The organism is Actinobacillus capsulatus DSM 19761, assembly GCF_000374285.1.
Taxonomy (GTDB): Bacteria; Pseudomonadota; Gammaproteobacteria; order Enterobacterales; family Pasteurellaceae; genus Actinobacillus; species Actinobacillus capsulatus.
This window is the reverse complement of record NZ_KB893959.1, coordinates 1-5095: the sequence shown is the minus strand read 5'-3', so window position 1 is coordinate 5095 and position 5095 is coordinate 1. Positions and strand designations below refer to the sequence as shown.

Here is a 5095-nt window from a genome sequence, read left to right as displayed (position 1 = left end):
CTTCTTCCTCTAAAACACCGGTTTGTGTACCTTGGTGCTCCACCCGTACCACCAGCCAATCTTGGTTAAACGCCAGATTACGATGCCCTGCTAACTTAAAGCCATAGCCCGGTATCACTCGCATATCGTCCCCTGTCGCCTTCGCCGTTTCCGACAATGCGAGTGTCGCCTCCAAGCGATACCGGCTAAACGGATTGCCTTGTTCGTCCCGTTTATATCTGCCGGGGTAATCATAGTTTTCATACACTGGGGAAGAAACACCGTCAGCATTGACCGGACTTTTTGCGCTTTCGCCGTCTGTCAAAGCGGTGCCTTGGGCATGGTGTCGGTGTTCAAGAGAATAGTTGGGGGTTAAGAAGGTGTAATCCCGTAAGGTTTGGCGGGTGCTCGTCACCCTTCGACAATATTCAAATTGCCAAAGGCAGGCGAAAGGACGGTCTCCGGCAGGTGTGGCGTTATAGGTTAAGTTGCCTAAAATCGGTGAGTTCACACTCTGATGCGCAAAGCGTAACTCGTGACTGTCTGCATTATGGATAAAGTAATAATACCAGCCTTCTTCTGCTAGCAATAGCTTAAAGGCAAGCGGTCTGATTTGATGAATTTTTTGCAAATTCTTCACTAAATCAGACCGCTTGTATATCCAAATGCATTATTATTTTAGATCAACAGCTTCTGCCTTAATCCACATATTGATGTCTTTTTTGCCCTTGTAGTTGATGAAGTACCATTTTTGTCCAGAACTATCTATTTTTTTATCTAAAATAATAACTTTATCACCTTTTATTAAATACATATTTGTTGGTAAGTTGGGTTCTTTATTAAGATAAGATTTTTCATTTATAATAGCCTCTAATCTATTCTTATTTGAATAGACTTCAGCCATAATTACACGCTCTTTCTTATCATATTTTTTAATTAATTCAACCCCATTTTCTATAAAAAAACTTTCTTGGCAAAGATACAATTTGTCACTATAACAATATATACGAGTAGTAATGTTGTGATTCTCATCTAGATAAATATAAGTTCTTTTTTCATCATAAGAAATATCATATCCTTTGAATTCTCCAACTTCTCCAAACATCGAATATCGACTTACTTGATTACAATTAACTTTGACAGCTATATAATTAGCTGTATGATTAGGATCTTCATCACTAGTGATAATAATTTCTTTATTGCCATCAAAATCCATATCTATGAACTTTACGTCTTTATCAAGATCTTTGCTTCCTAAAAGTTCTTCCGAAAAAAGAATTTCATTTGTTTTCTTATTAAGAATTTTCAATTCCGATAAGGTTTCTCCTTCTCTTGTTGTATAATTATGAATATTAATAGAAATATCATTTTCTGATAAACATTCATTCGCAAATAAATTAGAAGACAATAAAAAATATAATCCTAATATTTTAAATATTTTATTTTTCAAACTAAACATCCAATACCTCTCGTGCTATATTTGTCCGCTCAATTCTTCTTTCCATATGATTAGGTTCTGCAGCTTTATCAGGATAATATGGTTTTTTTTTGTTTTTTTCGACCATTTACTTTTACAGAGACCCAATAGTAATCTTCTGATTTTACGTATTTTTGTATAGCACTACTTTTTTCTCCAATAAACCAATACCAGAAACCAGCCAATACATTAAGCTCCAAATTACTGGCAACCTGATCTGCTTTCAAAGTCGATGATGTGACATCTAGATCCTCATATCCTTGAAAGTGTTTTCTAGCATACTCTTCAAATTTCGTATAATTATGTCTACCAGTTAATTGAATTAAGCCTCTACCTCTAAATCTAGCCCCATCTCCAGGTTGGGTATTTCCAAGATCCGCTCTCCCTTCATAATTTCTAGTGAAATAAGCATCGCTCCCTTGCTCCCATTTATATGCTAAATCTAATGTCTCTACAGATACCTGACCTAGGAAAAATGCTAAACTCTTTATATCATTAATTCCAAATATACAAATCGCTTGATTTATTGGACCATGATAATCATCTATATCTTTTTGAGCTGCTGTTTTAAAAATTTTTCTTAACATTTCTTTTGTTAAGAGCTCATTGCATACTTTTCTTAGACACCCAATTAACCCCAACGGATGTATATAATACGCCTGCTTCTCCGTATCAAACTGATTTACTTTTAAACTGATTGTTAAATCCTTTACCCGTCTCTCCAAACGTCTTGCCTGTTCCTCTCTTCCATGACGACGATAAAGCAACAACATTTTCTCAAAATCATTAATCCGGGTCGCTTTCCATTCATTATCATGTTTGGCTATAATCCCCGTCATTCTTCGGTGTTGGCTTGGGCTCAAAGAGATTTGATTCAGTTTGCCCGCTTTAAATTCCGTCGAGTTATCTTTATCCAAATCCAATTCACCCAATATCGCACTGAACATCGGGTCAAGTCGGTCTTTTTCTACTTGGCTTAACTCGCTACTCGGGTCACACCATTCATGTAACTCTGCTTTGAAAATACACAATGAGTTACTTGTCTGGTTAAACACATTTACCCCCGGCAATAATACGCCATGTGTCAGATGAGTATCGTCCACGTAAATCTTTGCCTCCGACTTTTCAGGCATATTATTTAAATACGCCCCAACATCATAGTAATCCTTTTTATTTTTTTCTTGCCCTATCGTCACTTTTTGCACTTCGGATAACGGTACCATAATCTCAACCAGCGTTGTGCCAAATTCACATGCCTTATTATCCATTATGCTATAAAGCTGACTTCCCCGTGCCACATATAAAAAATTGTCCGTCAGTCGCTTATTTCCCTTGTCTTGCGCATAAGCCCTTTTGGCTTTTGTTCTGAATGCCTCTGATTTTTTCCTCCTACATAACCTGATAGGCATTTCGGTAAATGCTAAAAAATCAAAAAGCGGTATAATTTAAAGATAAATTTGCAAAATTCTCTTCAAATTATACCGCTTTCAATTAAATATATTTAAAAGAATTCCTCCAAAAGAGTAAATTATCGAAAACAAATTACAGAGAGGTAGTCTATTATTGGTATGGTAATGTTTTTAACCAAAAACTATCAACTCAGATTTAATCTTTACAGCCTAAATAATTTCTTAAACAAATAAACAATAAAATCCATAAAAAACATAAAAGAAATATAAATACCAATGTATACAACAACTCTAAACCAAAAGTAACCCTTTGTAAAAATAGCAATTAAAGATAACCAATAATTATCCCCATAGACATCAAATAAAGTAAATAAAAATATGATTAGAATCATTAACAAATTACTCTTCCAATATTTCTTCAGGAACATATGTTTCTCCTTGTTTCTCTCTTAAATGTATCTCTATCTTTAATTTATCTTGAAATGCTAAATTAACAATTCTCTTACATATTTCTATCCAACTAGAATTAGAAATATGATCATCATAATCATCATTTATACTAGCTTGCTTGGCTTTATATACAGTGGGATGTATATTTTCCTTTGGTATATAACCAAAGCATCCATAGGAGCCACCTAGGTGATCATATCCCAATATACTATATGTTCCACCAATATGAATTAATACATTTGTCGCTATATTGGGTGTAACCCTTGGTTCATCTATAACACTGCCATTGATGTTTTTTTCTGTCCTCAAAGGTTTTGCTGGTAAATTTTCACTACCAAATCGAGTTAATTTAAAAGCATTTAAGCCATCAGGCTCATAAGGTAACTCTGTGTGAATATATTCCGCTGATTTTCTTATTCCCCTAGAAACATCCTGTGTTCGAGCCCTAGGGAAATTCGGCAACCATAATGCTGTATACTGATTACATTTATAATCATCAGGTACAAATTCTCTATTAAGCAATAAATTACTATTGATTATTTTATTTCTTGCTTGCCAAACACTTCCCAAATAATACCAAGAATCTCTTGTTACATTAAAAGTATCTATAAGTTCATCCGAGATTTTAATTTTATCTCTATTTAACCTTCTTAATAAAACATTAACTTTATATGTTTTCACAACCACAGCAGGATCTGAAAATATATAGGACTCTATTCCTTTCAGAGCTTGTATCGTATAGCCTGTTTCTTCTCCCGTAATTTCTAACACTATTATTTTTTGGCTAATTTGTTGTTCAAAAATATAATCATTACTTTTCGTTGTTTTCGCTTCTGTTATTTTTTGTCCCATTCCCAGTCTTCCTCCGAATCAATATGCAATCTACATTTCACGTTCTCTTCATTCTGAGTATAGTATATTGGCGTTAATCCATCTAAATCAGTGATTCCCTTTTGTTCACCTTCACTAAGCAATATACTGAAAGGAACATTAACATAAGGATTTCCTTGATCATCTAACATTCTAAACTGAATTTTATAAAAGGATTCTTCATCATTCACTTGAATATCAAACGGATTCACCCCCTCCGCTGCACCACTCTCTTCTCGCAGCTCCCCTTCCACATACACATTTCCTATCAGTTCTATCCCCTCTCGGCTGATAATAATTGTTCCTCCTGGGCCCTGCAACGTGACTTGCTCATAACCCTCAAGCTCAAATTGGTTGCATATCTGTTCTAATAACTCTCCCGACTGCCAACTGCCGTTTTGAGCTATCTCTATCGTTAAGTCATTACCAACATAAATATGCGTATCGCCATGTACCGCTAGACGGTAGCTGTTGTTGATGTTTAGGATGTCGTCTTTTTCAATTCTTGTGAGTCGGTTTCGCCCTATATGGCGTAACTGGTCTTGATTGACCGTAAGGTCTTCATCCTGTGTGACCCTTTCCGTGCGATTGTTGCCGATGTGAATGTTTTCGTCTCGCTCCACTTGTTCGCTACGGTCATTGCCCACTTCGGTGCTTTCATTACGTTTGACGATGTGATTTAAGTCTTTCTCTGCATGCAGAAAGATTTCTTCCTGTCCTTTCTCATCTTCAAATCGCAGTTCGTTAAAGCCGTTGCCCTTATGGGTTTTAGATTTTATCGTCATTCGGGTTTTGTGTTCGGGAAGGTTATACGGTGGTTCCGTCGTACTATGGTATGTTCTCCCTACTACGATTGGTTGCTCCGGGTCACCATTTAAGTATTTCACCAGCACTTCATCGCCAATTCGCG

5 protein-coding genes are annotated in these 5095 nt (G+C 35.9%); all 5 read right to left on the bottom strand.

The window, feature by feature from the left end; genetic code table 11:
* Positions 1–619, bottom strand: a 619-nt coding sequence (locus tag C228_RS0112845; RefSeq protein ID WP_018652992.1) for a contractile injection system protein, VgrG/Pvc8 family, incomplete at its 3' end; no start/stop codon positions are given.
* A 33-nt stretch (positions 620–652) separates the two neighbouring features.
* A complete protein-coding gene (locus C228_RS0112840) occupies positions 653–1438 on the bottom strand; it encodes a hypothetical protein (RefSeq protein ID WP_018652991.1) in 786 nt (261 codons plus the stop codon).
* A gap of 68 nt (positions 1439–1506) precedes the next feature.
* Complete coding sequence (locus tag C228_RS14940) at positions 1507–2865, bottom strand: glycoside hydrolase family 19 protein (protein WP_018652990.1); 1359 nt, start codon at positions 2863–2865, stop codon at positions 1507–1509.
* Between the two features lie 399 nt (positions 2866–3264).
* Positions 3265–4167: a hypothetical protein gene (locus C228_RS0112820; RefSeq protein ID WP_018652988.1), complete on the bottom strand. Its 903-nt coding sequence runs from the start codon at positions 4165–4167 to the stop codon at positions 3265–3267.
* A partial coding sequence (locus C228_RS14935; protein WP_018652987.1) for a type VI secretion system Vgr family protein occupies positions 4152–5095 on the bottom strand: 944 nt, incomplete at its 5' end. The genes C228_RS14935 and C228_RS0112820, both read right to left, overlap by 16 nt.

What these genes read in the sequence shown, in the direction of transcription:
- C228_RS0112840 (WP_018652991.1), bottom strand. Translation starts at nt 1,438, where the DNA reads ATGTTTAGTTTGAAAAATAAAATATTTAAAATATTAGGATTATATTTT.
- C228_RS14940 (WP_018652990.1), bottom strand. Translation starts at nt 2,865, where the DNA reads ATGCCTATCAGGTTATGTAGGAGGAAAAAATCAGAGGCATTCAGAACA.
- C228_RS0112820 (WP_018652988.1), bottom strand. Translation starts at nt 4,167, where the DNA reads ATGGGACAAAAAATAACAGAAGCGAAAACAACGAAAAGTAATGATTAT.